General features: G+C 69.2%; 24 protein-coding genes. 14 read left to right on the top strand and 10 right to left on the bottom strand.

Going from position 1 to position 24,262, the window contains the following annotated elements; translation table 11 throughout:
- The first annotated feature begins 31 nt into the window (after positions 1 to 31).
- A complete protein-coding gene (locus MIC98_RS14420; RefSeq protein ID WP_057639649.1) occupies positions 32 to 385 on the top strand; it encodes a histidine triad nucleotide-binding protein in 354 nt (117 codons plus the stop codon).
- A gap of 172 nt (positions 386 to 557) precedes the next feature.
- Here the strand turns inward: MIC98_RS14420 and MIC98_RS14415 are convergent, their stop codons facing one another.
- The 4 genes from MIC98_RS14415 to MIC98_RS14400 form a co-directional block, all read right to left on the bottom strand.
- Entirely contained in the window at positions 558 to 1,073 is a 516-nt protein-coding gene (locus MIC98_RS14415; protein ID WP_239737634.1) for a Slp family lipoprotein, read from the bottom strand.
- Positions 1,074 to 1,075: 2 nt separating this feature from the next.
- Positions 1,076 to 3,034 carry a DUF3488 and transglutaminase-like domain-containing protein gene (locus MIC98_RS14410; protein WP_239737633.1) on the bottom strand — a complete coding sequence of 653 codons (1,959 nt, stop codon included), beginning with the start codon at positions 3,032 to 3,034 and terminating at the stop codon, positions 1,076 to 1,078.
- A gap of 138 nt (positions 3,035 to 3,172) precedes the next feature.
- Complete coding sequence (locus MIC98_RS14405; protein WP_239737632.1) at positions 3,173 to 4,129, bottom strand: DUF58 domain-containing protein; 957 nt, start codon at positions 4,127 to 4,129, stop codon at positions 3,173 to 3,175.
- Between the two features lies 1 nt (position 4,130).
- Entirely contained in the window at positions 4,131 to 5,078 is a 948-nt protein-coding gene (locus tag MIC98_RS14400; RefSeq protein WP_239737631.1) for an AAA family ATPase, read from the bottom strand.
- 41 nt (positions 5,079 to 5,119) lie between these two features.
- On the opposite strand from MIC98_RS14400, the gene MIC98_RS14395 reads away from it, so the two are divergent.
- Complete coding sequence (locus tag MIC98_RS14395; protein WP_239738195.1) at positions 5,120 to 6,967, top strand: glycosyltransferase family 39 protein; 1,848 nt, start codon at positions 5,120 to 5,122, stop codon at positions 6,965 to 6,967.
- A 24-nt stretch (positions 6,968 to 6,991) separates the two neighbouring features.
- Here the strand turns inward: MIC98_RS14395 and MIC98_RS14390 are convergent, their stop codons facing one another.
- Positions 6,992 to 7,564 carry a Maf family nucleotide pyrophosphatase gene (locus tag MIC98_RS14390; RefSeq protein WP_239737630.1) on the bottom strand — a complete coding sequence of 191 codons (573 nt, stop codon included), beginning with the start codon at positions 7,562 to 7,564 and terminating at the stop codon, positions 6,992 to 6,994.
- Positions 7,565 to 7,678: 114 nt separating this feature from the next.
- On the opposite strand from MIC98_RS14390, the gene MIC98_RS14385 reads away from it, so the two are divergent.
- The 11 genes from MIC98_RS14385 to MIC98_RS14335 all read left to right on the top strand — a co-directional run bounded on the left by MIC98_RS14385 (position 7,679) and on the right by MIC98_RS14335 (position 18,282).
- Positions 7,679 to 8,188, top strand: a complete 510-nt coding sequence (locus tag MIC98_RS14385) for a YceD family protein (protein ID WP_239737629.1) — start codon at positions 7,679 to 7,681, stop codon at positions 8,186 to 8,188.
- A 111-nt stretch (positions 8,189 to 8,299) separates the two neighbouring features.
- A complete protein-coding gene (gene rpmF / locus MIC98_RS14380; protein WP_057639642.1) occupies positions 8,300 to 8,494 on the top strand; it encodes a 50S ribosomal protein L32 in 195 nt (64 codons plus the stop codon).
- An 85-nt stretch (positions 8,495 to 8,579) separates the two neighbouring features.
- On the top strand, positions 8,580 to 9,545 hold the full coding sequence (locus tag MIC98_RS14375; RefSeq protein WP_239737628.1) for a beta-ketoacyl-ACP synthase III: 966 nt from the start codon (positions 8,580 to 8,582) through the stop codon (positions 9,543 to 9,545).
- Between the two features lie 72 nt (positions 9,546 to 9,617).
- The gene (locus MIC98_RS14370; protein WP_239737627.1) at positions 9,618 to 10,400 is read left to right on the top strand and encodes a serine/threonine protein phosphatase; all 783 of its coding nucleotides are present in this window, start codon (positions 9,618 to 9,620) and stop codon (positions 10,398 to 10,400) included.
- A gap of 94 nt (positions 10,401 to 10,494) precedes the next feature.
- A complete protein-coding gene (fabD, locus tag MIC98_RS14365; RefSeq protein ID WP_057639672.1) occupies positions 10,495 to 11,439 on the top strand; it encodes an ACP S-malonyltransferase in 945 nt (314 codons plus the stop codon).
- An 81-nt stretch (positions 11,440 to 11,520) separates the two neighbouring features.
- The gene (fabG, locus tag MIC98_RS14360; RefSeq protein WP_239737626.1) at positions 11,521 to 12,264 is read left to right on the top strand and encodes a 3-oxoacyl-ACP reductase FabG; all 744 of its coding nucleotides are present in this window, start codon (positions 11,521 to 11,523) and stop codon (positions 12,262 to 12,264) included.
- 147 nt (positions 12,265 to 12,411) lie between these two features.
- Positions 12,412 to 12,651, top strand: a complete 240-nt coding sequence (acpP, locus tag MIC98_RS14355; RefSeq protein ID WP_005415509.1) for an acyl carrier protein — start codon at positions 12,412 to 12,414, stop codon at positions 12,649 to 12,651.
- A gap of 143 nt (positions 12,652 to 12,794) precedes the next feature.
- Positions 12,795 to 14,057: a beta-ketoacyl-ACP synthase II gene (gene fabF / locus MIC98_RS14350; protein ID WP_057639638.1), complete on the top strand. Its 1,263-nt coding sequence runs from the start codon at positions 12,795 to 12,797 to the stop codon at positions 14,055 to 14,057.
- A 288-nt stretch (positions 14,058 to 14,345) separates the two neighbouring features.
- Positions 14,346 to 15,704 (top strand): aminodeoxychorismate synthase component I, encoded by a 1,359-nt coding sequence (locus MIC98_RS14345; RefSeq protein WP_239738193.1) that lies wholly within the window; start codon positions 14,346 to 14,348, stop codon positions 15,702 to 15,704.
- Between the two features lie 231 nt (positions 15,705 to 15,935).
- A complete protein-coding gene (locus MIC98_RS14340; protein ID WP_239737625.1) occupies positions 15,936 to 17,456 on the top strand; it encodes an alanine/glycine:cation symporter family protein in 1,521 nt (506 codons plus the stop codon).
- A complete protein-coding gene (locus tag MIC98_RS14335) occupies positions 17,449 to 18,282 on the top strand; it encodes a TrmH family RNA methyltransferase (RefSeq protein WP_239737624.1) in 834 nt (277 codons plus the stop codon). Before MIC98_RS14340 ends, MIC98_RS14335 begins: the two co-directional genes overlap by 8 nt.
- A gap of 157 nt (positions 18,283 to 18,439) precedes the next feature.
- Here MIC98_RS14335 and MIC98_RS14330 read toward each other — a convergent pair whose 3' ends face one another.
- From MIC98_RS14330 to MIC98_RS14310, 5 genes are all read right to left on the bottom strand, one after another.
- Positions 18,440 to 20,077, bottom strand: coding sequence for an NAD+ synthase (locus MIC98_RS14330; protein WP_239737623.1), 1,638 nt, complete (start codon positions 20,075 to 20,077; stop codon positions 18,440 to 18,442).
- A 279-nt stretch (positions 20,078 to 20,356) separates the two neighbouring features.
- Positions 20,357 to 21,772, bottom strand: a complete 1,416-nt coding sequence (locus MIC98_RS14325) for a M28 family peptidase (protein ID WP_239737622.1) — start codon at positions 21,770 to 21,772, stop codon at positions 20,357 to 20,359.
- A 288-nt stretch (positions 21,773 to 22,060) separates the two neighbouring features.
- A complete protein-coding gene (gene mscL / locus MIC98_RS14320; RefSeq protein WP_057639918.1) occupies positions 22,061 to 22,474 on the bottom strand; it encodes a large-conductance mechanosensitive channel protein MscL in 414 nt (137 codons plus the stop codon).
- 58 nt (positions 22,475 to 22,532) lie between these two features.
- A complete protein-coding gene (locus MIC98_RS14315) occupies positions 22,533 to 23,240 on the bottom strand; it encodes a fumarylacetoacetate hydrolase family protein (RefSeq protein ID WP_239737621.1) in 708 nt (235 codons plus the stop codon).
- 165 nt (positions 23,241 to 23,405) lie between these two features.
- Entirely contained in the window at positions 23,406 to 23,669 is a 264-nt protein-coding gene (locus MIC98_RS14310) for a hypothetical protein (protein ID WP_239737620.1), read from the bottom strand.
- Between the two features lie 188 nt (positions 23,670 to 23,857).
- On the opposite strand from MIC98_RS14310, the gene MIC98_RS14305 reads away from it, so the two are divergent.
- On the top strand, positions 23,858 to 24,205 hold the full coding sequence (locus MIC98_RS14305) for a Rieske (2Fe-2S) protein (RefSeq protein ID WP_239737619.1): 348 nt from the start codon (positions 23,858 to 23,860) through the stop codon (positions 24,203 to 24,205).
- Positions 24,206 to 24,262: the final 57 nt, after the last annotated feature.

Here is a 24,262-nt window from a genome sequence, read left to right as displayed (position 1 = left end):
CAATGCCTTGGACATTCCGCCGAGGCAGACCATGCGCAACGACACCCTTTTCGGCAAGATCATCCGCCGCGAGATCCCCGCCACCATCGTCTACGAGGACGAGGAGGTGCTGGGCTTCAAGGACATCGCCCCGCAGGCGCCGGTGCACGTGCTGTTCATCCCGAAGAACGAGCTGATCCCGACCCTGGACGACCTGCAGCCGGCGCAGGCGCACCTGATCGGCAAGCTGGCGCTGGCTGCGGCCGGGTACGCGCGCCGGGAAGGCTTTGCGCAGAATGGCTACCGCATCGTGATGAACTGCCGCGAGGATGCCGGGCAGACCGTGTTCCACATCCACCTGCACCTGCTGGCCGGCGCGCCGCTGGGGCAGTTCGGCGCGGCTTGACTGCTGCTGCATGCGGGGCAAGCCCCGCATCTGCGGCGCTGCATCCGCAGGTGCCGGGCTTGCCCGGCACGGGGCTTTCATGGCGTGCCCGACGTGGAACCTTTTCGCCAATGAGGGTGCAAACGAAAACGCCGCCCATCGGGCGGCGTTTTGCATCAGGCGCTGCGCGGGCTTACCACCAGCCGTAATAACCCCATCGGCCCCAGCCCGGACCCCACGGGCCATAAGGGTAGGCCGGCACCACTTCCACCTCGCGCTGCACCGGCCACAGGTAGACCACGTCGGCGGCGATCTTCGGCAGCGGGTAGTCGTAGTCGCCGATCTTGGTCGACTGGTAGCCGTCGATGCGGCCGATGAAGGTCACGTCGCGGCCCGGTTCGAACACCGCCGGGTCGTAGAAGCCGGCGCGGCAGGCCAGGAAACGGCCGTCGCTGGCATCGGCGGACGTCGTGCTCGGGCGGCCGGTGCCGTTGAGCGGGCGGGCGATCATCTGGAAGCAGGTCTCGCCCTGGCCGGGCAGGGTCTCGATGATGCGGCCACCCCAGCGCACCGGCGTGCCGGTCTGTTGCTGCGCGACGGAATCACGCGGCGAAACGGTGCTGAACTGCCCCTGCAACGGCTTGGGGGCGGTGGCACAGGCAGCCAGTGCGAGGCTGGCGCCGAGGGTCAGGAAAATGCGGATGTTCATGGTCATGCTCCGGTTCGTGCTCCGCGTTGGGGGCGATGCCTGTGCAGGTCCGACAATAATGCGCTGTCCAGACCGGCGCCAGCGTAGCGTGCATCGGTGAAACGGCGGCTGAGCGCCGGCAGGCTGCTGCCGGGTCGCGCCGCTTCCACGCGTGCGGCCCAGCGGCCGGCGGTTTCGTGCGGCAGGCGGCCCAGGCCGAGGCGGGCATAGCGGCGGTCCAGCCGGCGCCAGGCACGCAGCAGCGGATCGCGCTCGCGTTCCCCGCGCGCCAGCAGCCAGGCCATCATGCCGATGGCAAGCAGCGCGAAGGTGGCGAACAGGCCGACCAGTTGCGCCGGCTGCAACCGCTCGACGCCGAACGCGCGCAGCAGTTGCTGCTGGCGGCGGGCGTCGAAGGACAGCACCATGCCGTTCCAGTTGCGGCGCAGCCAGTCGCCCACCTGCGCCACCTGCAGCCAGCGCGTGCCGAGGTCGAGCGTGCCGCCGCCGGCGCGGGCCTGCGCCAGCCGGTCCTCCAGCGTGTCGCGGATGCGCTCGGGCGCCACCGCGGCGGTGGGGTCGACGCGGGTCCAGCCGCGCTCGGGCAGCCACACTTCGGCCCAGGCGTGTGCGTCCATCTTGCGCACCAGCCAGTAGTCGCCATAGGGGTTGCGGGTGCCGCCGGCATAACCGGTGACCACGCGCGCGGGGATGCCGGCGCTGCGCATCAGCACCACGAAGGCCGAACTGAAGTGCTCGCAGAAGCCGGCCTTCCATTCGAACAGGAATTCGTCGGCGCCATGCCGGCCGGGCAGCGGCGTGCTCAGGGTGTAGCTGAAGTCGCGCCTGATCCATTGCAGCGCGCGCTCGACGATGGCGGCATCGTCGTCGCCCGCGTCATGGCGCCACTGCCGGGCCAGCGCCAGCGTGCGCGGGTTGTAGCCGGCTGGCAGTTGCAGGGCCTGCCGCCGCAGCAGGGCAGGCAGTTCCGGCTGGAACCGGGCCGGGGCCGCCGAGCGCAGCTGCAGGCGGGTCAGCGCGGTCAGCGGGCGGTTGCTTATCAGGGTGTAGTCGGCATCCAGCCGGGTTTGGTCCGGGGCGGCCAGCGGCAGGTCCAGCGCGACCAGTTCGCGGCGTTCGCTGGCTTCGTATTCGACCTGGTAATCCCACTGCGCCGCGCCGGTGCTGATGGGCGGTGGTGGTGCGCCGCGCTGGTAGTCCAGGCGGCTCCAGCGGCGGCCGTCGAAACGGGTCAGTACCGGACCACGCCAGTAGCGCTGCTGCGGTGCCGGTGCGGCGCCGGAGAACTGCACGCGCAGCGCCGGGCTGTCGTCGGTCATCAGGTCCAGCCACTGCCCCGGCTGCATCGTGTCCGACAACCCCGGCAGCGCCACGGCCCGCTGCGGGATGCCCCACAGCGGCGTGGGCAGGCGCGGCACCAGCCAGAAGGCCGACAACGCCAGCGGCAGCGCCACCAGCATCAACCGGCCGACCGTGCGCAACTGGTGCGGTGCCGGCAGTGGCGCGGTACCGGTGTCGGCATCGGCCAGCCGTTGCAGGGCGAGCAGGGCGGCGACCACCGCGGCCACGGCCAGCAACAGGGAGCCGGGCCCCTGGTCGAGCAGGAAGGCGGCGAACGGGGCGAACAGGGCGAAGCCGAGCAGACTGCGGGCGTCGCGCAGCGTGCGCAGCTCGCCGGGCTTGAGCGCGAGCATCGCCGCCAGCAACGCGCAGCCGCTGTCGCGGCCGGGCGTGGCACCCATCTGCCAGTAGATGACCGCCAGCAGCGCGACGACCAGCAGCAGCCGCAATGGCGCAGGCAGCACGCGCCGCCACGCCAGCGCCCCGACCGCGAGCGCGCTGGTGGCGAATATGGCGGCCAGCACGCGGGGCAGTTGCAGCAGCAGCGGCAGCAGGGCCAGTGCGGTGGTCAGCAGCAGCCAGCCGCGCGCGGTCGTTGGCAGGGTGGTGGACCTGTTCATGACGCACATCCCCGTGCACCACCTTTCGGGCGGCTTCGCTGTGGGAAATGCCTGTCCTGTCGTTTTTTCATGGCGCACATCCGTGTGCGCCGCCCTTCGGGCGGCTTCGCCGTGAAAAACGACTGTCCTGTCGTTTTTTCATGCGGCGGGCATCAGTGCCAGCGCGCGCAGGCACTGGTGGCGGTGGGCGTCGCCGCTGGACGGGCCGAGCGCCGGCTGCCCCGGCAACAGCAGGCGGTAGCGGCGGCCCTCGCGTTCGGCGTCGTCGACCCAGCGCGCCAGCCGCGCGATGCGGTGTTCGTGCGGCAACGGGCCGAGGGCGTGCCAGTCCAGCAGCAGTTCATTGCCGGTGGCGCGTTCGTGCTCGCGCACCAGCAGGCTGTCGCGGCGGGCGGAGTGCTTCCACGCGATGGCGCGGCGGGCGTCGCCGTGGCGGTATGGACGCAGTTGCTGCAGGTCGTCGCCGAGCGGATCGGGGCGGGTGTGGGTGCCGCGGTCGCCGGTATCGGGCAGTGGCGGGGCATTGCGCTCGGGAGCGGGATAGACCAGCACCGGCGTCGCCGGCCAGACCCAGCCCCAGGCGCGCACCAGTCCCAGCGGTTGCAGGGTGGACAGGCGGATGCGCTGCAACGGCAACCAGCCGCGCCGCTCGGTGGGCAGCCACAGGTCGGCTTCCACCTGCTCGCCCTGCAGCAGGTCCACGCAGGCGCTGGCCGTCCCGTAGGACAGCTGCAGGCCGCGGCGCGGGCGGTGGTCGTCGCGGGCGAGGGCCAGCCGCAGCCGCAGCGGTTGGCCGGCGGTCACCGGTTCGGCGGACAGCGCACGCAGGCGCAAGCTGGACAACTGCAGGTGCGCATGCAGCGCACTGGCCAGTGCGCTGGTCGCCAAGACCAGCGCCAGCAGCAGCGCCGGGTTGTTGTTGTAGTTCAGGGCGCCGAGCAGCATCACCGCCAGCAGGGTGCCGAGGAACAGGCCGAAGCCGGTGGGCAGCACGTAGATGCGGTGGCGGTCGAGCGTGACCGGCAGTGCTTCGGGCCGCCGCGGGCGCGCCAGCAACTGCAGCCTCCGCGATTGGACATGCAGCCAACCGGGCATCTCAATCGACCTGCACGCCGTGCAGGATGGCCTGGGCCAGCGCCGGTGCGGCGGTGGCCTCGGCCTCGGCCACCAACCGGTGCGCGGCGACGGCGACGAACAGTGCCTGCACGTCGTCCGGCAATGCATGGTGGCGGCCCGCCAGCAGCGCATGCGCCCGCGCCGCGCGCAGCAGTGCGATGCCGGCCCGGGGCGACAGACCCACGCGTATGCCCGGATGCTGGCGGCTGCGCGCGAGCAGGCGCTGCACGTAATCGACCAGGGCGTCGCTGGCATGCACCTGTTCCACCGCCACGCGCAGTACGCGGATGTCCTGCTCGGACAGGCACGGCAGCGTCTGCGCGATCAGCTCGCGGCGGCTGCTGCCGGCCAGCAGGGTGCGTTCGGTGGCGGCGTCGGGGTAGCCGAGGGTGAGCCGCAGCAGGAAGCGGTCCAACTGCGAGTCGGGCAGCGGGAAGGTGCCCGACAGGTCCACCGGGTTCTGCGTGGCGATGACGAAGAACGGGTCGGGCAGGGCGTGGGTGGTGCCGTCCAGGGTGACCTGTTGTTCGGCCATCGCCTCGAGCAGCGCGCTCTGCGTGCGCGGCGGCGCGCGGTTGATCTCGTCGGCCAGCAGCACGTTGCTGAACACCGGGCCGGGGTGGAAGCGGAAGCTGCGGCTGTCCGCTTCGTAGATGGACACGCCCAGCACGTCGGCCGGCAGCAGGTCGGAGGTGAACTGCACGCGCTGGAACTGCAGCCCCAGCGCGGAGGCCATCGCATGGGCGAGGGTGGTCTTGCCCAGCCCCGGCAGGTCCTCGATCAGCAGGTGGCCGCCGCAGAGCAGGGCGACGAAGGCCAGCCGTACCTCGTCGGCCTTGCCCAGCAGCAGGGCGTTGACCTGCGCCTGCGCGCGCTGCAAGGCCTGCAACGTGACTTCGGGTAGCATTTCGGTGGATGCCGGGGACATGCGGTGTCTCGCAGGGGATATTCAGGGGAGTGTAAGTGGCATTGCAGGGCGAACAGCGGGCGCGGGCAATCTTCCTGTCGTTGTGGGTGATTGTCACGGCGATCAAGATATTCGTGGCCTGGCGGCTGCCGTTGTTCGTCGACGAGGCGTTCTACTGGCAGGAAGGGCAGCATCTGGCCGCGGCCTATTCGGACCTGCCGGGGCTGACCGCGTGGCTGACGCGGCTGGGCGTGGAAATCGGCGGCGGCCACCGGCTGGGCCTGCGCCTGCCGTTCCTGCTGCTGGGCGCGCTGTTGCCGTGGATGGTGGCGCGGATTTCCGCGCGCTGGTTCGGCGGCAGGATCGGCTGGCTGGCCGGCTCGCTGACCCTGTTGATGCCGCTGTCGGCGACGCTGGGCATCCTCGCGGTGCCGGACGTACCGATGGCATTCGCCTCGGTGCTGTGCCTGGGGGCCGGGGCGAAGCTGCTGCGCGACGTCGATGCCGGTGGCGCGCTGCTGCTGGCCGCCGGGTTGCTGGTCGGGGCGCTGAGCCATTACCGCTTCATCGGCGTGATCGGCTTCGGTTTCATCGCGTTGCTGCTGTTGCCGGAAGGAAGGCGGATGCTGCGCGACGCGCGGGTGTGGATGGCGCTGACGGTCGGCATCGTCGCCTGGCTGCCGCTGCTTGCGTGGAATCTGGGCAACCAGGATGCCGGCCTGCGTTTCCAACTGGTCGAGCGCCACCCGTGGTCCTTCCAGGCCACCGGGCTGTGGTTCCTGGTGATCCAGCCGCTGCTGGTGACGCCGTTGCTGTGCCTGGCGATGTGGCAGGTGGGCGTCGCCGGGTTCCGCCCGAATCATGGTGACACCTACCGGGTGCAATGGCGCTATTTCGCGCTGGTGGGCGGCGTTTCCACGCTGGCGATCTTCCTGTTCGGTTTCTTCACCGACGTGGAGCGCATCAGCTTCCACTGGCCGCTGCCGGGCTACTTCGCCCTGCTGGTGGCCGCACCGGTGGTGCTGAGCCGCTGGCCGCGGCACTGGCGCCGCATCACCTGGGGCCTGACCTCGGTTGGCCTGCTGCTGGCGCTTGCCTATTACGTGATGGCGGCGACACCGTCGCTGCGCGAGGAACTGGCCGGCAACAAGTTCTATCCGCGCAATTTCGCCGGCTGGCGGCCATTGGCGGTGGCGGTGCGCGAGGAACTGGTGGACATGCCGGCCGACACCAAGGTGCTGGCCGGCAATTTCAAGATTGGCGCGGAGCTCGGTTTCCGGCTGGGCGATGCCTCCATCGAGGTGTTGCCGCATGCACTGAACGACAAGCATGGGCGCACCGCGCAGCTGGCACTGTGGGGGCTGATCAGCGACGGCAGCCGTTCGACGCCGCGGCTGCTGGTGCTCGCGCCGGGCGACCAGCGCTATCGCGACCTGCTCCAGCGCTATCACCAGGTCTGCGACCTGGTCGGGCCGCTGCCGCCACCGCGGGTGGTGGCGCTCGACCACGGCAACCAGCGTTTTCTGCTGTTCCGGCTGCCGGCCGAAAAGCAGCCCGGCCCCTGTGTGACGCCGGCGATGGCGTGGATCAATACGCCGCTGCCGCACGAGGCGGTGGGCGGGATCGTCGAGATGCAGGGCTGGGCTTTCAAGGACGGGGTGGGCCTGAGCGGCGTCGAGGTGCTGGTGGATGGCCGGGTTATGGCCACTGCCGATTACGGCGCCGACTACGACGTCTCCGGTTTTTGGAAGATATCCACCGATCCCAACCATCCGAAGACCGGCTTCACCGCCCGCTTCGATACCACCGCGCTGGCACCCGGCAGGCATTGGCTCGGGCTGCGCCTGCATGGTGCGGATGGCAGCGTGGAGGACTGGAAGGAGCAGCCGTTCGAAATTCCGGACCGCTAACCATGCCGCGTCGTTCAGGCCGGATCAGGGCAAGGTGAAGCCGGCCTCGCGCAACAGCCCGGCGGTGGCGATCAGCGGCAGGCCGACCAGCGCGGTGGGGTCCTGGCTGTGGATCGCCTCGAACAGGGTGATGCCGAGGCCTTCGCACTTGAAGCTGCCGGCGCAGTCCAGTGGCAGCTCGGCATCGACGTAGCGTTCGATCTCTTCCGGCCGCAACCGGCGGAACGCCACCCGGGTCAGGTCGCAGGCTTCCCGTTGCATGCCCGCGCCGGCCACGCACACGGCGGTATGGAACGCCACTTCACGGCCGGACATCGCCGCCAGCTGCGCGCTGGCGGCATTGCGACTACCGGGTTTGCCGAGGGGCCGGCCGTCCAGTTCGGCGACCTGGTCCGAGCCGATTATCCAGGCGCCGGGATGTTGCGCGGCCACCGCCATTGCCTTGGCGCGGGCCAGGCGGACGGCCAGGGCGCGGGGTGCCTCGCCCCGCAGTGGCGTCTCGTCCACCTCGGGCTTGGCGCAGTCGAACGCCAGCCGCAGCCGTGCCAGCAGTTCGGCCCGGTAGCGGGAGGTGGAGGCGAGGACGAGGGTGGACATGCGAAAATCCCGGCGTGAAGGCGCCGCCGAGTCTGCGGCGCGGTTGCCGGCATGGCAACGGCGGCCGGGGCGGGTTTGACAGCGGCCGGGGCGGGCCCTAACATTCTGCGGCTTATGTCCGCGAACGTGCCCGAATTGCTGGATGCTTGGCGGATGGTCGCAGCGCACAGGCGCTTTGACGGCCGGGTGCCGTTGTCCGGGCTGGAGCGCCTGCAGGGGCTGGTCGCCGATACCGAAGGGGAGTGCGCGTATGCACTGGAATTCGGTCGCGACGAGGCTTTGCAGGTACCCTATGTCGAACTGACCATCGAAACCGCGCTGCCGTTGACCTGCCAGCGCAGCATGCAGCGTTTCCTGCTGCCGGTGTCGCTGGTGCAGCGGTTGGGCCTGATCCGCGACGAAGACGAGGAACAGGCGCTTCCGCCGGATTACGAAGCGCTGCTGGTGCCCGAGGACGGCAACCTGCGGCCGCTGGACCTGGTGGAGGACGAGTTGGTGCTGGCGGTGCCCGTGGTACCGCTGGCGCCGGGAAGCGAGGCGGTCGAGCGCGACTTCTCCGCGACCAGTGAAGAGTTGGACAAGGCCAATCCGTTCGCGGCATTGGCGGCATTGAAGAAACAATAGCGGCCGGTTGTCGTCGGCGGCTGCGGCGAAAGCGAAAAAACAGTGCCGGACATTGGCGTCCGCATGCACTGCAACGACGAAGCAAACGAACCGAAGTTTGGAGCAACCCCAATGGCTGTGCAGAAATCCCGTGTCACCCCGTCCCGCCGCGGCCAGCGCCGTTCGCACGATTCGCTGAGCGCCAAGCAGCTGTCCACCGATCCGACCACCGGTGAAGTGCACCTGCGCCACCACATCACCGCCGACGGCTTCTACCGCGGCAAGAAGGTGATCACGACCAAGTCCTCGGTCGTCGAAGAAGATTGATCGGTGAAAGCCGCCATCCGCAAGGGTGGCGGCTTCACTCGTTTCTTCAGGGCCGCCTGCGGCGGCCCGCGCAACAGGAACCAGCATGAGCAAGCGGATCTACTCGAGGATCGCGGGCACCGGCAGCTATTTGCCCGAGAAGGTGTTGACCAATGATGATCTGACCAAGATCGTCGACACCAGCGACGAGTGGATCCAGTCGCGCACCGGCATCCGCGAGCGGCACATCGCCGCCGAAGGCGAGACCACCGGCGACCTCGGCTACAACGCCGCTCTGCGCGCGCTGGAAGCGGCTGGCATCGAGCCGTCGCAGCTGGACATGATCATCGTGGGCACCACCACGCCGGATCTGATCTTCCCGTCCACCGCCTGCCTGATCCAGGCGCGCCTCGGCGCGGCCGGCGCGGCGGCGTTCGACGTCAACGCGGCATGCTCGGGCTTCCTGTTCGCGCTGAGCACGGCCGACAAATTCATCCGCTCCGGCGACGCCAAGCACGTACTGGTGATCGGTGCGGAAACCCTGACCCGCATCGTCGACTGGAGCGACCGCACCACCTGCGTGTTGTTCGGCGATGGCGCCGGCGCCGTCGTGCTCAAGGCCGACGAGGAAACCGGCATCCTCAGCACCCACCTGCATGCCGACGGCAGCAAGAAGGAATTGCTGTGGAACCCGATCGGCGTGTCCACCGGCCTGGACCAGCCCGGCAAGATCCTGATGAAGGGCAACGACGTGTTCAAGTACGCCGTCAAGGCGCTGGACTCGGTCGTCGACGAGGCCCTGCACGCCAATGGCCTGGACAAGTCCGACCTGGACTGGCTGATCCCGCACCAGGCCAACCTGCGCATCATCGAAGCCACCGCCAGGCGGCTGGACATGCCGATGGAGCAGGTGATCGTCACCGTCGACAAGCATGGCAACACCTCGTCCGGCTCGGTGCCGCTGGCGCTGGACGCGGCGATTCGCTCCGGGCGCGTCGGGCGCGGCCAGCTGCTGCTGCTGGAAGCCTTCGGTGGCGGCTTCACCTGGGGTTCGGCGTTGCTGCGCTATTGATCCACCGGATATGGCCGGGGGCACGAGGCTCCCGGCGTGGCCGCAAGGCCGTCGATTCCGGGAGATATCGTCATGGCTGAACCCATCGTCATCGAAGGGCAGCGCGCATGGCTCAAGCATTACGGTGAAGGCAGCCGGGCCGTGGCCCTCGGGCTGCTCAACTTCGTCGCGCGCCGTTTCCATCTCGATGCCCTGCGGCCGCCGCCGCATCGCGGTGGTGCCGGTGCGTGCGGGATCGAGGCGCGGCGCCTGCTCGAATTGAAGGCGCAGGGCGTGCACGTGCCGGAAGTGATCGGCCAGGGCGATACCGTGCTGGTGCTCGAGCACACAGGTGATTCGTTCAACGCCTGCCTGCGCAAGGCCGACATGGCCGGACGCGACCGCCTGGTGGGTGCGGCCATCGCCGCGATCGCCGAGGCGCACCGCAACGGCGCCTATTTCGGCCAACCGCTGCCGCGCAACATGACCTGGGACGGGCAGCGCGTGGGTTTCATCGACTTCGAGGAAGACCCGCTGGAAGTGATGGACCAAGCCCAGGCGCAGGCCCGTGACTGGCTGATGTTCGGCTATGGCGTGGCCAAATATTACGACGACCGGCCGCAGGCGCTGGAAGCGATGCTGGCCGCGGCGATGGAACAGGCCGGCAAGCCGGTGGTCGAGCATGCGCATGCGGTGACCGGGCGCCTGCGGCGGCTGGCCCGCATGCTGCGCCGCGCCGGCAAGTCGGGGCGCGCGCTGGCCCATGCCATCCTGGTCGTGCACGGGGCCAGCACCTTCGGGTTCGTGGTGCTGGCGGTGCTGTGCCTGGACCTGCTGGGCGACGGCGAGCTGGATCTGTTCGACCTCATCGGCTGAGCCGTGCCGCCGCACCTGCATACGCGGCAGTACAGACGGGTGGCGACATTCGCGATTATCATGGGCGGTCTTGATTCATGCAGTGAATGACCGCGTGACCGATTCCCGACTCGCTTTCGTATTCCCCGGCCAGGGCTCCCAATCGCTGGGCATGCTGGCCGAACTGGCCGAACTGCACCCGCAGGTCCGCGAGACCTTCGCCGAGGCTTCCGACGGTGCCGGCGTCGACCTGTGGGCGCTGTCGCAGGGCGGACCGGAAGAGCAACTCAATCGCACCGAATACACCCAGCCGGCGCTGCTGGCCGCCGGTGTCGCGGTGTGGCGGCTGTGGGCCGGGCAGCGCGTGCAGCGCCCGCTGGTACTGGCTGGGCACAGCTTGGGCGAATACACCGCGTTGGTCGCGGCTGGCGCATTGTCGCTGCGCGAGGGCGCACACCTGGTGCGCCTGCGCGGGCAACTGATGCAGGAAGCCGCACCGGCCGGCGTCGGTGCGATGGCGGCCGTGCTTGGCGCCGAGGATGCGCTGGTGCAGGAGGTCTGCGGGCAGGCCTCGGGCAGCCAGGTGGTGGTGCCGGCCAACTACAACTCGCCCGGCCAGATCGTCATCGGTGGCGATGCCGCCGCGGTCGATCGCGCGCTGGCGCTGCTGGCCGAAAAGGGCGTGCGCAAGGCGGTCAAGCTGGCCGTCAGCGTGCCCTCGCACACACCGCTGATGCGCGAGGCCGCCAATCGCCTGGCCGAGGCGATGGCCGGGCTGGACTGGCGCCTGCCGGTGCTGCCGGTGGTGCAGAACGTCGATGCGCAGGTGCATGAAAGCGTCGAGGCCATCCGCGACGCGCTGGTGCGCCAGCTGTACCTGCCGGTGCGCTGGACCGAGTGCGTGCAGGCGCTGGCCGCGCGCGGCGTCACCAGCGTGGCCGAATGCGGCCCCGGCAAGGTATTGACCGGGCTGGTCAAGCGCATCGACAAGTCGCTGGAAGCCCGTCCGCTGGGCACGCCCGCCGATTTCGACGCCGCGCTGGACGAGTGGACCCACTAAACAATGCGAGCCGCGATGGGGCACCGCGCGTGCCGCATCGCCTCCGGTGGCCGTTCGGCCGCCCGCCATCGAGGAAAATGCATGAGCAAGCCATTGCAGGGTGAAATCGCGCTCGTCACCGGCGCCAGCCGCGGCATCGGTGCGGCCATCGCCGACGAACTGGCCGCGCAGGGCGCGACCGTGATCGGCACCGCCACCACCGAATCCGGTGCCGCCGCCATCGGCGCGCGCCTGGCCGCGCTGGGCGGCCACGGCCGCGCGCTGAACGTGACCGAGCCGGGTGCGGTGGACGCGCTGATCGACGCGGTGGGCAAGGAATTCGGCGCCATCACCATCCTCGTCAACAACGCCGGCATCACCCGCGACAACCTGCTGATGCGGATGAAGGACGAGGACTGGCAGGCCATCCTCGATACCAACCTGACCAGCGTCTACCGCACCTCCAAGGCGGTGATGCGCGGCATGATGAAGGCGCGCAAGGGCCGTATCGTCAACATCGCCTCGGTCATTGGTGTCACCGGCAACGCCGGCCAGGCCAACTACGCCGCGGCCAAGGCCGGCATCATCGCCTTCTCCAAGTCGCTGGCCAAGGAAATCGGCAGCCGCGGCGTGACCGTCAATGTGGTCGCGCCGGGCTTCATCGACACCGACATGACCAAGGATCTGCCCGAGGACGCCAAGACCGCGATGCTCGGCCAGATCGCGCTGGGCCGCCTCGGCGAGCCGGCGGACATCGCCCGCGCGGTGGCGTTCCTGGCCGGCCCGTCGGCCAACTACATCACCGGCGAAACCCTCCACGTGAACGGCGGCATGTACATGCCGTAAGCGTGTGGCGCAGGGACTGCGCCCAAGTGGTTGATCGCCGTGGCTTTTTGCCAGAATGCATGGGTCCGGCGGTTTCCACTACACTATCCCACGGCCATCAATCCGATGGCGCCTTTTGAACCACTACTCCATCTGGAGCGATATCCAATGAGCACCATCGAAGAACGCGTCAAGAAAATCGTCGTCGAACAGCTTGGCGTCAAGGAAGAGGAAGTCACCAACAGCGCATCGTTCGTCGATGACCTGGGCGCAGACTCGCTGGACACCGTCGAGCTGGTGATGGCGCTGGAAGAGGAATTCGAGTGCGAGATTCCGGACGAAGAGGCCGAGAAGATCAGCACCGTGCAGGCTGCCATCGATTACATCAAGGCCCACGTCAAGGCCTGATCCATGCCTGACGCAGGCGTGGCCGGGCCGTGCGCCGGGCCGCGCCGCACTCATGGGGCCGCGGAATGCGGCCCCGTGTATTTCCGCTTCAATTCCACAATCCCCGGGAACGTCCCCCACGAACGGGACCAGGAGAATCCGCAATGAGTCGTCGTGTCGTCGTTACCGGCCTGGGCATGGTGTCGCCGCTGGGCAATGACCTGGCCAGCAGCTGGGAAGGCATCGTCAATGGCCGCTCGGGCATCGGCCCGCTGACGAATGTTGCAGACGCCTATCTGGAGCGTTTCACCACCAGGATCGCGGGTGAGGTCAAGGACTTCGACATCACCGCCGACAACGCGCAGTTCGGCAAGTACCGGGTCAGCGGCAAGGACGCCAAGAAGATGGACCCGTTCATCCATTACGGCCTGGGCGCGGCGTTCATGGCGCTGCACGATTCCGGGCTGGAGATCACCGAGGCCAACGCCGAGCGCATCGGCGCCATCGTCGGCGCCGGCATCGGCGGCCTGCTGGGCATCGAGGAACAGGCCATCGAGTTCCACGAGGGCAGGAAGATCTCGCCCTTCTACGTGCCCAAGACCATCATCAACATGCTGCCAGGGCAGCTGAGCATCATCGCCGGGCTGAAGGGGCCGTCGTTCTCGGCGGTGTCCGCCTGCGCCACCTCGAACCATTCGATCGGCACCGCGATGCGCATGATCCAGTACGGCGATGCCGACGTGATGGTGGCCGGCGGCGCCGAGCGCGGTTCCTCGCCGACCGCCATCGGCGGCTTCTGCGCGATGAAGGCCATGTCCACCCGCAACGACGCGCCGGAAAAAGCCTCGCGCCCGTGGGACAAGGAACGTGACGGCTTCGTGCTGGGCGACGGCGCCGGCATCCTGATCCTCGAGGAATACGAGCACGCCAAGGCGCGTGGCGCGAAGATCTACTGCGAGCTGGCCGGCTTCGGCGCCAGTTCCGACGCCTACCACATGACCGCGCCGAGCGAGAACGGCGAGGGCGCCGCGCGCTGCATGGTCGCGGCGCTGAAGGATGCCGGCGTGACCCCGGAGCAGGTGGGCTACCTCAACGCCCACGGCACCTCGACACCGCTGGGCGACCTCGGCGAGACGATGGCGATGAAGGCCGCCTTCGGCGACCACGCCTACAAGATGATGGTCAGCTCGACCAAGTCGATGACCGGCCACCTGCTCGGCGCGGCCGGCGGCGTGGAGGCGATCTTCTCGGTGTTGGCGCTGCGCGACGGCGTCATCCCGCCGACCATCAACCTCGACCAGCCGGGCGAGGGCTGCGACCTCGACTACGTGCCGAATGTTGCCCGCCAGGCCAAGGTGGACGTGGTGATGTCCAATGGCTTCGGCTTCGGCGGCACCAACGGCACGCTGGTGTTCAAGCGCGTCTGACGCTTGCTTTTGCTTGAGTCCCTCTCCCTTCGGGGTAAGAGGGGCAGTTTGCGAACCACTGGTTCGCTGCCCCTCGAACGCCCTTGCGCCAGCGCAAGGGCCGGGGCGCGAAGCGGGGGTTGGGGGCGAGCGAAGTCATGATCGTCCAGGTTGCACTGGCTCCGTTCGCCCCTCATCCGCCCTTCGGGCACCTTCTCCCGGAGGGAGAAGGAAACAAACTCTGCTCATCCGGCTTTCTTCGCCAGATCCGGACGGAAAACCACCAGCGGTCTGTGCCGCCCCATGCCGATGACCCGCCTGATTCCCCTGCACGCCGACACCGACCTGCTGGCGCTGCACCGGCTCGCCCCGCAGCGTTACCCGCTGCTGCTCGAATCCACCGCCGCCGGCCGGCAGGGCCGCTGGGACATGCTGCTGATGGCCGATGGCGGCCAACTGCGGCTGGATGCCGATGGCCAGGTCCGGCGCGAGGATGGTGCTTTGGTCGAGGGCGACTTCCTCGCCGCGCTGGACCGCGAATGGCAGGCGCGGCGCCTGCCGCGTGACGCGGACGCGGACGCGGACGACGTGCCGTTCCGAGGCGGCTGGGCGCTGCTGCTGGATTACGAACTGGCCACGCAGGTCGAGCCGGTGCTGTCGCTGCCGGTGCGCGGCGACGGCCTGCCGCAGGCGCTGGCCCTGCGCTGCCCGGCGGCGGTGCTGCGTGATCGCGGCGATGGCCGCTGCTTCGCGGTGCTGGAAGACTCCGGTGCCGCACTGCTCGAACAACTGCAACGCGACCTGCATGACGCGGCCGCGTTGCCAGCGCTACCGGAATGGCAGCCGCCCACGCGGATCGACGAAGACGATGGCGTGCGTTTCACCGATGGCGTGGCCCGCGTCATCGACTACCTGCGCGCCGGCGACGTGTTCCAGGTCAACCTGTCGCGCTGCTGGCAGGCGTGCTTTGCCCAGCCGCTCGATCCGGCTGCGTTGTATGCGCGGTTGCGGCAGGCCAACCCGGCGCCGTTCGCCGGCCTGTTCCATGCGGCCGGGCGCGCGGTGGTCAGTTCCTCGCCGGAGCGGCTGGTGTCGGTCTGCGGCGAGGTGGTACAGACCCGCCCGATCGCCGGCACCCGTCCGCGCTTCGATGGCGACGACGATGTAGTGCGCATCAGCGAGCTGGTCGGCCATCCCAAGGAGCGTGCCGAGCACGTGATGCTGATCGACCTGGAGCGCAACGACCTGGGCCGCATCGCCGCGCCGGGCAGTGTCGAAGTCGATGAACTGATGACGGTGGAGAGCTATGCCCACGTCCACCACATCGTCAGCAACGTGCGCGCGCGGCTGCGGCCGGAGGTGACGCCGGGGCAGGTGATTGCCGCCACGTTCCCCGGCGGCACCATCACCGGCTGCCCCAAGGTGCGCTGCATGCAGATCATCGCCGAGCTGGAACGGACCGCGCGCGGTGCCTATACCGGTGCCTTCGGCTGGTTGAACCGGGATGGCGACATGGACCTGAACATCCTGATCCGCACCGCCGAAGTGGGGGGCGACAGCGCCAGCTTCCGCACCGGCGCCGGCATCGTCGCCGATTCCGACCCGCAGAAGGAACTGGACGAAACCCGCGCCAAGGCGCGCGGCCTGTTGCGGGCGCTGCAACGGTAGCGCCGGCCGCTGGCCGGCAACCCCGCACATCGCCATCCCGTAGATGCGGGGCTTGCCCCGCATGAAGCTTTCCCGGTGATGCCTTGTTCCAGGCAGGCCCGATGCCTGTGTACTTCATGCGGGGCAAGCCCCGCATCTACGCCATTCAGGTGCACATCCATGCTGAATCATGGAAGAATCGCCGCTTCCTGACATCGGCAACCATCGCCGTCAGACCATCCGGGGAAATACGTGGAATCCATCGTCCAGTTCGTCAACGACATCATCTGGAGCAATGCGCTCATCTTCATGTGCCTGGGCGCGGCGCTGTGGTTCAGCCTGCGCACGCGCTTCATGCAGGTGCGCGGCTTCGCCGAGATGTGCCGGCTCACCGTGCGCGGCGAGAAGTCCGACGCCGGCGTGTCCTCGTTCCAGGCATTGGCCGTGTCGATGGCCGGGCGCATGGGCATCGGCAACATCGCAGGCGTCGCCACCGCGATTGCCTATGGCGGCCCCGGCGCGATCTTCTGGATGTGGGTGATGGGCTTCCTCGGCGCGGCCACGTCCTACGTGGAGTGCACGCTGGCGCAGATCTACAAGGTCAAGGACGCCGAGGGCCGCTACCGCGGCGGCCCGGCCTACTACATCGAGAAGGCGATGGGCCTGAAGTGGTACGCCGTCGCCTTCGCCGTCGCCACGATCATCGCCGCCGGCTTCCTGATGCCGGGCGTGCAGGCCAACGCCATCGCCGACAGCGCGGCCAACGTGCTGTGCGGCACCGACGGTTGCGCCGCGGTCGGCGGTACCGGGATGTTCAAGCTGTGGGCGGGCATCGCCGTGGCGCTGCTGCTGGGGGCGATCATCTTCGGCGGCATCAAGCGCATCGCCACCTTCGCCGAGGTGGTGGTGCCGTTCATGGCGCTGGCCTTCATCCTGATGGCGGTCACGGTGATGGTGCTCAACGCCGACAAGGTGCCGAAGATGTTCTCCGACATCTTCTCCAGCGCGTTCGGTGCGCACGCCGCGTTCGGCGCGATCATCGGCCAGGCCATCGCCTGGGGCGTCAAGCGCGGTGTCTACGCCAACGAGGCCGGCCAGGGTACCGGCCCGCACGCGGCCGCCGCCGCCGAGGTCTCGCACCCGGCCAAGCAGGGTTACGTGCAGGCCTTCGCGATCTACTTCGACACCATGCTGGTGTGCACGTCCACCGCGTTCCTGGTGCTCTCCACCGGCATGTACAACACCTTCAGGGTGGTCAGGGACGGCGGCAAGGAGACGCTGGAGGCCATCGTCTCCGGCGTGCCGGGCCTGCAGCCCTCCGACGGCGCGCAGTACACCCAGGCGGCGGTGGAATCGGTGCTGCCGGGCTGGGGCGCGGGCTTCGTCGCGCTGGCGCTGTTCTTCTTCGCCTTCACCACGATCATGGCCTACTACTACATGGCCGAAACCAACCTGACCTACATCGCCGGCACCCGCCGCACCCATCCGCTGGCGACTTTGCTGCTGCGGCTGGGCATCATCGGCATGGTGGTGTTCGGTGCGTTCCACGACGCCAGGATGGCATGGTCGCTGGGCGACATCGGCGTCGGCCTGATGGCGTGGCTGAACGTCATTGCGATCTTCATCCTGCAGAAGCCGGCGATGCTGGCGCTGCGCGACTACGAACGGCAGAAGAAGCTGGGCCTGGACCCGGTGTTCGACCCGGACGCGGTGGGCATCCGCAACGCGAACTACTGGGTGGAGCGCAGGCGCGAGGCGGCGCGCGGTGAATAACCCCTGGAACAACCGGCGCCCATCCGCGCGCCCGCCGCGCGCCACGCCGTTGGCCGCCCCCGGTGCGCCGCCGGCCGCGGCCGGGGTGCCGTTGCGCGGCAGCGACGAGCTGCGCCTGTACGGCGTCAACGCGGTGCGAGCGATGTTCGCCCGGCGCCCGCAGGCGCTGCGCAAGCTGTACCTGGCCGAAGCGCTGATCCCGCGCCTGCAGCCGCTGCTCAAGTGGTGCGTGGCCAACCGCGTCGGCTACCGCGTGGTCGGCGAGGGCGACCTCAACAAGCTCGCCGCCACCACCCACCACGAAGGCGTGGTGGCCGACGTGCTGCGCACCGAGCCGCTGTCGCTGGCGGCGTGGCTGGCCACGTTGGGCGAGGGCCCGGCGCTGGCGCTGTGGCTGGACGGCGTCGGCAACCCGCACAACTTCGGCGCGATCCTGCGCTCGGCCGCGCACTTCGGCGTGGCCGGCATCCTGCTGCCGGCCGAGTCCTCGCTGAGCCTGTCCGGCGCCGCCGCGCGCGTGGCCGAAGGTGGCGCCGAGCACGTGCCGCTGGTGCGCCTGCCGCTGCTGCCGCAGGCATTGGCGCAACTGCGCGAGGCCGGCTTCGCGCTGGCCGCCACCCTGGTCGAAGGCGGCGACGACCTGTTCGCCACGCCGCTGCCGGCGCGCATGGCCTACGTGATGGGCGCCGAAGGCGAGGGCATGGACCGCACGCTGGCCCAGCACTGCGACCTGCGCCTGTCGATTCCCGGCACCGGCGCGGTGGAGAGCCTGAACGTGGCCGCGGCCACCGCGGTGTTCCTGTCGGGCTGGCGGCGCCATCAATGACACCAACAGGAGCGACGCAAGTCACCAGCGAAGCCCGTCGGTATTGCGCAAGGATGCCGGGTTCATCGTAGATGCGGGGCCTGCCCCGCATGGGCTTCACCGGCGAAGCCTCGTGCCGGGCAAGCCCGGCACCTACCGTGTCCTCGGGCGACTGCCCTCAACCCCGATAGCCATTGCTGACCGGGTAGCGGCGCTCGCGGCCGAATGCCCTGCGCGACACCTTCGGCCCCGGCGCGGCCTGATGGCGCTTCCACTCGCTGGTGCGCACCAGCCGCAGCACCCGGTCCACCACTTCGGGCGCGTAGCCGGCGGCGACGATGTCCTCGCGCGACTGCTCCTGGTCGACGTAGCGGTAGAGGATGCCATCGAGCACGTCGTAGGCCGGCAGCGAATCCTGGTCGGTCTGGTTCTCGCGCAGTTCGGCCGAGGGCGCGCGCGCGATCACCGCCGGCGGGATCACCGGCGCGCCGCCCACCGTGTTGCGCCACTTCGCCAGGCCGTAGACCTCGGTCTTGTACAGGTCCTTGAGCGGCGCGTAGCCGCCGCACATGTCGCCGTAGATGGTGGCGTAGCCGACCGCGTACTCGCTCTTGTTGCCGGTGGTCAGCAGCAGCCCGCCGAACTTGTTGGACAGCGCCATCAGGATCACGCCGCGGCTGCGCGATTGCAGGTTTTCCTCGGTGACGTCACTGGGCTGGCCGTCGAACAGCGCCGACAGCGACTGCATCAGGCCCTGGAACGCCGGCTCGATCGGCACCGTCTCCAGCTTCACGCCGAGGGCGCGGCACTGCTCGGCGGCCAGGTCGTTGGACAGGCCGGCGGTGTAGCGCGAGGGCAGGGCGACGGCGGTGACGTTGCCTGCGCCCAGCGCATCGACCGCCAGCGCCAGCACCAGCGCCGAGTCGATGCCGCCGGACAGCCCCAGCCAGACCTTGCCGAAGCCGTTCTTGCGGCAGTAGTCGGCGATGCCGCGGGTCACCGCGCGCCAGGCCAGTGCGTCCATGCTTTCGTCGCCGTCGTCGATCCAACGCAGCGGGGTGAACGCGCGCGCATCGGCGTCGTACTCGACCACCAGCATTTCCTCGGCGAACGCCACCGCCGCCGGGTGCACCGTGCCGTCGCCGTCGGCGACCACCGACGAGCCATCGAACACCAGCGCGTCCTGCCCGCCGACGTTGTTGACGTAGGCGATGCCGATGCCGCCGTCGCGGCTGCGCTCGGCCAGCAGCGCATCGCGCTGGGCATGCTTGCCGCGCTCGTAGGGCGAAGCGTTGGCCACCAGCACCAGTTCGGCGCCTGCGGCGACGGTGGCGGCCAGCGGCTCGGCGAACCACAGGTCCTCGCAGACCAGCAGCCCGAGCTTCACCCCGGCGACCTCGAACACGCAGTCGCCGCCATCCGGATCGACGTCGAAATAGCGGCGTTCGTCGAACACCGCGTAGTTGGGCAGCTCGCGCTTGCGGTAGGTGGCGGCGATGGCGCCGTCGCGCAGCACGCTGGCGGCGTTGTAGGTCACCGCGCCGGCGTCCTGCGGCCAGCCGACCACGGCGACGATGCCCTGCGCCTGCGCGGCGATGCGCGCCAGCGCCTGTTCGCAGTCGCGCAGGAAGGACGGGCGCAGCAGCAGGTCCTCCGGCGGGTAGCCGCTGATCGCCAGTTCGGGGAACAGCACCACGTCGGCACCGTATTCGTCGCGCGCGACCTGCATCGATTCGACGATGCGCGCGCTGTTGCCGGCGACGTCGCCGACCGGGAAGTCGAGCTGCGCCAGGGCGATGCGGAGGGAACGGGACATGGAGCGGCTGCCTTGCTGTGCGGTGCCCGCATTATCCCGTAGGAGCGCACCTTGGTGCGCGAGGGAGTTTTTCCCTACTCCCTTCGGGAGAAGGTGCCCCGAAGGGGTGGATGAGGGTTCGGGCGAAGCCTGGTGTAGCCAAATTCCACGGAGGCTTCGCCCCGTACCCTTTCCCAATCCCCCGCACCGCGCCCCTGCCGTGGGCGCTCAACCGCACACGCGCCAGTGGCGCGTAAACTGTGCGGCCTCGCCCCGGAGGGAGAGGGGTTTTCGGGTGCGTCACTCCTGCGGCGGTACCACGTCCTTCGCCTCGCTGCCGAAGCCGCCCTCGGCCTCGGCGGCGAGGTAGGCGAACACGGTGTAGGCGGCCACGTTCTGCGCCAGCGCCTTCGGGTCGATCTTGTCCAGGGTGTCGTCGGCGGTGTGGTGCAGGTCGAAATAGTCGGTGCCGTCCTGCGCCAGCCAGGCCCAGGCGCCGCCCTTGGACGCCAGCGGAATGATGTCCGGCCCCGGCCCGCCCTCGTCCGGGCGGTACTCGATGCCCAGTGGCGCCAGCGCTTCGGCGATCTGCGCGGTGGCCTCGCGCGAGCCGTCGGGGTTGCCCGAGCCGGTATTGAACGCATAGATGCGGCCGGCGCCGAAGTCGCTTTCCGCACCGATGTGCTGCAACGGGATCTCCCCGGCCTTCGCCCGCGCGGCGGCATAGGCGAAGCCGCCGTGCAGGCCCTGCTCCTCGTTGGCGAAGGCGATCACCCGGATGGTGCGCCTGGGTGCCTGCTCGAGCTGGCCGATCAGGTGGCCGGCGGCCATCGTGATGCCGACGCCGGCGGCATCGTCGATCGCGCCGGTGCCCAGGTCCCACGAGTCGAGGTGGCCGCCGATCACCACCACTTCCTGCGGCAACTCGCGGCCGGTGATCTCGCCGATCACGTTCTGCGAGGTGTAGCTGCCGTCCCAGCCGCAATCCAGCGCCATGCGGATGCGGACCGGGCCGCGCGCGACCAGCCGCGCCAGCTGGTCGGCGTCGGGCATCGCCAGCGCCGCCGACGGCACCGGCGTCAGGCCCTCATCGAAGTGGGTGATGCCGGTATGCGGCACGCGGTGCGAATCGGTGCCGGCCGAGCGCATGATGTAGCCCACCGCGCCCTTGCGGATCGCCTCCGATGGCCCCTGGCTGCGGACGGTGCCGCCGATGCCGTAATCCATGCCGTTGCGGCTGCGGCTCATCTGGTAGTCGATGAAGGCGATCTTGCCGGCCAGCGAACCTGCCGGCGCGGCCTTCAAGGCATCGAGGCCGTCGAAGCGCACGACCTCGCCCTCGGCGCTGCCACCGGGGCTGCCACCCAGCGCGGTGATGGACAACGGCTGCGCATGCGCGCCCAGTACCTCGGCGCGTTCGCCACGGCGCTCCCACTTGGGGAAGGTGACCGGCTCGGTCCACACCTTGTCGAAGCCCAGCGCCTTGAACCGCGCCTTGGCCCATTCCACCGCGCGCGCGTCGGCCTCGCTGCCGGCCAGGCGCGGGCCGATCTCGGTGGTCAGCGCTTCGACCACCTTCCAGCCGGTATCGTCGGCCAGCGCCTGCTCGCGCAGTTGCGCGGCCTGCGCCAGTGCCTGTTCGGGGATACGGGTGGGCGCGGCCTGCGCGTTGGCGCAGGCGAGCACGGCGGCGATGGCGAGGGCAAGACGGCGCATGGGCGGCTCCATGAACGGGAAGACCGCGAGCATACGCCCGCGGTCTTCGCTGGAACCGTGCTGGAGGTCACCGGCTTTGCCGTTATCCCTTCTCCCTTCGGGAGACAGTCCGGCAGGATTGCCGGACTGCACGGCGAAGCCGCCCGAAGGGTGAGGCACGGGGATGTGCCGAATGCAGGTGCCCGAAGGGCGGATGAGGGCGAACGGAGTACTGATGGTTGACCATCATGGACTTCGTTCGCCCCTCACCCCAACCCCTCTCCCGAGGGGAGAGGGGCTTTAAAGGCATCACTTCTTCAGGTTGTCGCGGATCTCGCGCAGCAACAGCACTTCCTCGCTCGGCTCGGCCGGCGCGGCGGGGGCTTCTTCCTTCTTGCGCGAGAGCTTGTTGACCACCTTGACCAGCATGAAGATCGCGAAGGCGACGATGACGAACTGGATCAGGGTGTTGATGAAGTCGCCATAGCCGATCACCACCGCCGGAATCTCGCTGCCGTCGGCGGCCACCTTGGCCGGGGCCAGCGTCCAGACCAGGTCGGAGAAGTCGACGTTGCCGATCAGCCAGCCGATCGGCGGCATGATCACCTTGTCCACCAGCGAGCTGACGATCTTGCCGAACGCGCCGCCGATCACGACGCCGACCGCCAGGTCGATGACGTTGCCGCGCATCGCGAATTCCTTGAACTCAGCCATCATTCCCATGTGTTTCTCCTGTAGGCATGCATGAAAGGGAGCCGGCACAGACTACCCCGGCGCGGGTTCATCCGGCGATCACGCCGTCGCAGCGGGCGACGTCGCCCAGGCGCGCGCTGAAGCGGTCGCCCGGTTGCAGCGCGGCCACGCCGGCGGGCGTGCCCATGAACACCAGGTCGCCGGCGCGCAGCGCGTAGAGTTTCGACAGCTCATGCAGGATTTCCGGCACGTTCCAGATCAGGTTGTCGAGGGTGGAGCGCTGGCGCGGCTCGCCGTTGACTTCCAGCGACAATTCCAGCGGCGCCAGTTCGCCCACCTGCGCGATCGGCACCAGTTCGCCGATCGGCGCGGAGTGGTCGAAGCCCTTGGCGATGTCCCACGGCCCGCCCTTGGCCTTGGCTGCGGCCTGCAGGTCGCGGCGGGTCAGGTCCAGGCCCACGCCGCAGGCCAGCACCAGCGCCATGGCTTCGGCGACCGGCAGCACGCCGGCCGGCGCATCCTTGCCCAGCGCGACTACCAGTTCGACCTCGTGGTGCAGCTCGGAAGTGGCAGGCGGGTAGGGCACCGCCGCGCAGCCGGTGACGATGGCGTCGGCCGGCTTCATGAAGAACATCGGCTGGCCGCGCCCGGCCGCCGAGGCCGGGGCGCTGGCACCCATCTCGCGTGCATGGTCGGCGAAGTTGCGGCCCACGCAGTAGATGCGGCGCACCGGGAAGGTGCCGCCGCCGGCCACCGGAATGCGCGGCAGGGGCGGGGCGGGGATCAGGTCGGTCATGGGTCGTCCGGAAAGCGATGGGCAGGCGCCATGATGCCGGAGGATGAAAGGGTGCAGATAGCGCCGGGTGCCGACCGTTGGTCGGCACTGGCATTTGGCGGCAACCATCGCCACCCGACCAACGATCGGGCGCTACCGCAAACAAGCGTTACCGGGATGCAGAGGTCAATGCGTACCGGGCAATGCCGGCTTGCGCACCACCCGGTATTCGCCATCCATCACGTTGCCGGCGGCCTTGCGGGCGGCCAGCAGTTTCCACGCCAGCCCGATCAGGATCATCGCCGCGCCGACGAACACGCCGGCCACCACCAGCACCGCGAGGATCGCCAGGCCCAGCAGGCCCAGCACGACCCGCAGCAACGGGTTGCGCGGCTTGCGCGGCGCGAACAGGTTGCGGAGATGGGCGAACTGGAAGTAACGGGTCTGCATGACGGAAGGATGACGGTGTGGCAAAGGGCAGTATCGGCGCTGGGGAGGGGTGTTGCGTGAAGTTGTCGTTAAATCCGGTCGGCGTGCGGGCGTGCACCGGCGTCCCGTCGGGCCTCGCGGAAAGCCCCGCGCACCGCGCCCATTACCGGCCCATGCGACAATCACGCCCTGTCTCCGCGCGTATCGCCATGTCAGCCAACGCCTCCACGCCGGTCGAGCTGGTTCCGCTCGATGCCTTGCCCGACCAGGGTTTCCATGCCGCCGAGGCGGTGATCGACGGCGATGCCGAGCCGCTGATCCTCTACCGCGACGGCGGGCAGGTACGGGCGTGGCTCAATGTCTGCCCGCATGCCGGCCGCAACCTTGACTGGGCGCCGGGCCAGTTCCTGAAGAGCGGTGACGGTCACCTCGTCTGCGCGGTGCATGGCGCCGCGTTCGAACTGCACGGCGGGTGCTGCGTGGCCGGCCCGTGCAAGGGCGATGCGCTGCGCGCGGTGCCGGTGCGGGTGGAGGACGGCAAGGTGCTGCTGGGTTGAGTGGTGACCGTAGGTGCCGGGCTTGCCCGGCACATGGCTCTCCCGGTAATGCCCATG

This window comes from Stenotrophomonas sp. NLF4-10, assembly GCF_022359915.1.
GTDB classification, from domain to species: Bacteria; Pseudomonadota; Gammaproteobacteria; order Xanthomonadales; family Xanthomonadaceae; genus Stenotrophomonas; species Stenotrophomonas daejeonensis.
The sequence above is the reverse complement of the archived record's forward strand: the minus strand, read 5'-3'. Positions and strand labels throughout refer to the sequence as shown.